Here is a 4,195-nt window from a genome sequence, read left to right on the forward strand (position 1 = left end):
GCATAACATGTAACTGTTTTTAGGAGTAGAGTGTCCATGGCAAAGGGATTTTCCAGTTTACCCTGTCCTATGTTCGGGGATACCAGTTTCCCGTGTCCAATTTCCTAGGACCATTTTATCTCGGACCGGATGGATTCAATTTCTGAGAACTGATAACTAATAACTGATAACTATTAAAATCAGTTACTGAAAAATCATTAGGCGAAAAGTTCGTCGGACAATACTTTCTTCTTTCCTTCTTCGATGGTGAAGATGGATGCGAGAAGTTTCTTTGTATAGGGGTCTTTGCCGTTATGGAGGTCATTGATGGTTTCTACGACTCTGCCACGCTGCATGATAACGATGTTATCGCAGAACATATTGGCGAGAGCCAGATCGTGACAGATGAAGAAATAAGCCACGTTTGTTTCTCTCTGGAGGCGGCGGAGCAGTTCGATGACTGTTTTCTGGACAGATACATCCAATGCACTCGTTGCTTCGTCGCAGACGATGATTTCCGGTTTCAGTACCAGAGCTCTGGCGATGGCGATACGCTGACGCTGACCGCCGGACATATTATTCGCATAGCGGTTGGCAAAATCATCAGGAAGATCGACGAGGCGCAGCATTTCTTTTGCCTTTTCTTCGACCTGGCTGGATTTGATCATTCCGTAATTCAGGAGGGGTTCACAGATGATCTGCTTTACCCGCTGTTTCGGATTGAATGCGGTGGAAGGGTCCTGGAAAACCATCTGGATGTGTTTTCTGGCCTGGCGGAGTTCTTCTCCTTTGAGGGCAGCAATATCCTTTCCGTGGAAAAGGATTTTACCGCTGGTCATGGAATAGAGACGAGTGAGGATCTTGGCCAGGGTGGATTTCCCAGAGCCTGATTCCCCTACGACGCCCAGGGTTTCACCCCTGTGCAGGCTGATATTGACATGGTCGGAAGCGGCCAGGGTCTTGCCTTCCCCGAGATCGAATACTTTGCAGATGTCCTCCATGCGAAGGATTTCTTCTCCATAATCTTTCATGCGAATTCTCCTTCCAGTGTTGGAACTGCCGCGAGGAGCATTTTCGTGTAGTCCTCTTTCGGATGGTAAATGACGTCTTCTGCCTTGCCGTATTCCACGACATTGCCATTTCTCATAACCATGATATCATCGGCCATAAAGCAGGCAACGCCCATGTTATGGGTTACGATGATGATGGAGGTATTCATTTTTTTGCGGACTTCCATCATTTCTTTAACGATAGCTGCCTGGGTAGTTACGTCCAGGGCAGAAGTCGGTTCATCTGCCAGGAGCAGTTTCGGATGGAAAGCCATAGCCATAGCGATTCCGACACGCTGACGCATGCCGCCGGAAAGTTCGAAGGTATAGCTCTTCAGAATCTGTTCCGGATCCGGGAGGCGGACCATGGTGAGCATTTCAATCATGCGGTCATGAGCTTCTTTTTCATCAGTCATTCCATGGATAGCCAGGAATTCCCGGAACTGGTCACCAATGAGGCGGATGGGATTCATCATAGCCCCGCTGTCCTGGAAAATCATGGAAACATCGGTGCCGGAAAGTTTTCTGTGCATTTCAGGGGTTTTGAGTTCGGTGTCCTGGCCTTCCAGGAGAGCCTGGCCTTCGGAAATATGGCCTCCCCCCGGGAGTACGTGCTGGATAGCACGGATGACTGTGGTCTTGCCGCTGCCGGATTCGCCGACGATGGCAAGGATTTTCCCCTGTTCCAGGTTGAAAGTCACGTGGCGCACCACGGGATCTCTCTTCCCATAGGAGATGCCCAGGTCTTTTACTTCTAACAGCATAATGGCTCCTTTATTTCAAAATTGCCTTTCGGCAGAGGAATTCAGAACGGACGTGGTCCGGTGACTGCCGGATCAGGAGTCGGGGAATGAGTGGGAGGTACAGTGGATAACTTCTTTCTGAAAGGATAACTTCAGGTATAAAAGCTTTTGAATCGGGAATCTCGGGAGACTCGGGGTTGTCGGGGATATCGGGATGGTGCGGAGCGTCAGTAGAAGGCGCCGCTTTTTTTATTTCCAAAGTTCCCAGTGAGATGGGTTTTTCTGAAAAGTATTTTCAGGAACTAAAGCTTTTGATTCGGGATTGTCGGGAATCCCGGGGATGTCGGGAGTGTCGGGGTGGTGCGGCGCGTCAGTGGAAGGCGCCGTTTTTTATTTCCCCCAATTTCCCGGGGAACCCAAAAATTCCGGTATCAGTTATCCTTAAGAAAGTTTCCTGTCGAAGGCGTTGTACAATCCTTCCCATTCCCCGGCCCCCAATCCCCGGAAGCGGGGCCTATAGGGGGCCGGCAGAGTTTTATTTCAAATCTGTTTCAAAATTATTCAGCCGGAGCGATGTCCTTGGTTACCCAGTAGTAGTCGCACGGTTTGATATTCGCATTCTTGACCTTCTTGGAGGAGATCATATTGGTCTGCGGATAGCCGAATACGAGGGTAGCTGCGTCATCCTGGATGATCTTCTGCATCTTGATGATGATTTCTCTTCTCTTAGCCGGGTCGAATTCGGATTCGAGCTGGTTGGAGAGAGCATCATATTCAGGATTGCTGTAGCCGGAGCCGTTCTGCGGGTTGCTGCCGTTTACATTGGTCTTCCAGTACATGTTGACGAATACTTCCGGATCCCCTGCCTGTTCGGAAAGAACGTTGGAAATGAGGAGGTCGTATTCGCCGCGGGTGCCGATGCCGTCAAGTACGTTGTAGTCTACGTTCTTCAGGTTAACCTTGATGCCTACTTTCTTTGCATCAGACTGGGTAGCTTCGGCAAAGAGCGGGAGTTCTGCACGGCCGGAGTAGAAGATGAAATCCAGTTCGAGAGGTTTGCCGTCTTTTTCTACAATGCCGTCGCCGTCGGTATCTTTCCAGCCTGCGTCAGCCAGAAGTTTCTTTGCGTTTTCTACATTGTAGTTATCCGGGTATTCTTTCTTCAGCTGATCGAAGCCGAAGTCAATGGACGGCGGAAGGAGCGGGCCGCCGGGGGTAAAGGTATCTTTCAGGAGGACTTTGCAGTAGGTTTCACGGTCCAGGGACTGGAGGAGGGCCTTTCTGACATTCTTGTCAGCGAGAGGTTTGCCTTCTTTTACGCTGAGGCGGGCCAGTACGTCACGAATGGAAGCGATCTTGCTGGTGGTGAATTTCTTTTCATCCTGGAAAAGCTGCATATCGCCAGGTGCTACATTGACTGCTACATCGATTTCGCCTTTCTGGAGTGCCATTGCACGGGTATTCGGGTCATCGATGGTATTGATGGTGACATGAGCAAATGGAGCTTTGTCATAGAAGTTCGGGTTCTTGTCCAGTTCGGTCTTTGCTTTGGAGAAGGACTTGACAGCATATGGACCGGTGGAAATCGGGCCCTGTTTAGCGAAGTCTCTCGGACCATCTTCAGTGACATCGACAATAATAAAGAGCGGGTCGCCCAGCATGCCCGGGAGGGTTGCTACCGGTTTCTTGGTATAAATGGTTACATTCTGGCCATCAGCAGTGATGTGGTCCAGTTCAAACATAGCCTTTGCACGGGCAGCTTTTGCGAAAGTACGTTCAATAGATTTCTTGACTGCTTCGCCGGTAACCGGTTTGCCGTTGGAGAACTTAATGTCCTTAATCTTGAAGGTCCAGGACATCTTGTCATCTGCTACTTTCCAGCTTTCGGCAATCCAGGGTTCTGCATTCATCTTGTCATCGAAGTGAACAAGGCATTCACCTACGCCGTAACGCATAACCTGCCAGCCGAAGTAGTTATCGGTCGGTTCCAGGGAGTCAGCGAAGTTGGTAACACCAACGACCAGGGTGTCTTTCGCAGTCTTGGAAGAAGATCCGCCACCGCCGCCGCACCCTGCGAAGGCAAATGCCATAAGAGCTGCTGCTGCAAGAACCGCACCTTTTTTGTAAATAGATTTCATCTTTTGAACGCTTCCTTTCTTGGAAAAAATGTGTGGGAAAATGGAATGGATTTATAAAAAATATAAATGAAGCCGGAGAAAACATTTGGATTCATTTGGGATAACCGTTCTTCGTTATTCGTTATTCGTTGTTCGTTGTGGATATGGTATAATTTACCCAAGATTAAATAAATTCAAAAACTGACTACCCCAAATTAAATAGATGGAAATTCGAGAACGACGCCAAAAGAGAAATGCTAAAATCATGTTAAGCATTAGTTTTTGACATAGAAAGGAAGATCTAAAC

General features: G+C 48.6%; 3 protein-coding genes. All 3 read right to left on the reverse strand.

What is annotated here, in order from left to right; all coding sequences use genetic code 11:
• Positions 1–197 precede the first annotated feature (197 nt).
• Positions 198–1,010 carry an ABC transporter ATP-binding protein gene (locus tag VZT47_RS09465; protein ID WP_330224720.1) on the reverse strand — a complete coding sequence of 271 codons (813 nt, stop codon included), beginning with the start codon at positions 1,008–1,010 and terminating at the stop codon, positions 198–200.
• Entirely contained in the window at positions 1,007–1,792 is a 786-nt protein-coding gene (locus tag VZT47_RS09470) for an ABC transporter ATP-binding protein (RefSeq protein WP_330224721.1), read from the reverse strand. The genes VZT47_RS09465 and VZT47_RS09470 overlap by 4 nt, the downstream gene beginning before the upstream one ends.
• A 536-nt stretch (positions 1,793–2,328) precedes the next feature.
• On the reverse strand, positions 2,329–3,909 hold the full coding sequence (locus tag VZT47_RS09475; RefSeq protein WP_296954599.1) for an ABC transporter substrate-binding protein: 1,581 nt from the start codon (positions 3,907–3,909) through the stop codon (positions 2,329–2,331).
• Between the last annotated feature and the right edge of the window lie 286 nt (positions 3,910–4,195).

This window comes from Dialister sp. (genome assembly GCF_036343215.1).
Lineage (GTDB): Bacteria > Bacillota > Negativicutes > Veillonellales > Dialisteraceae > Dialister.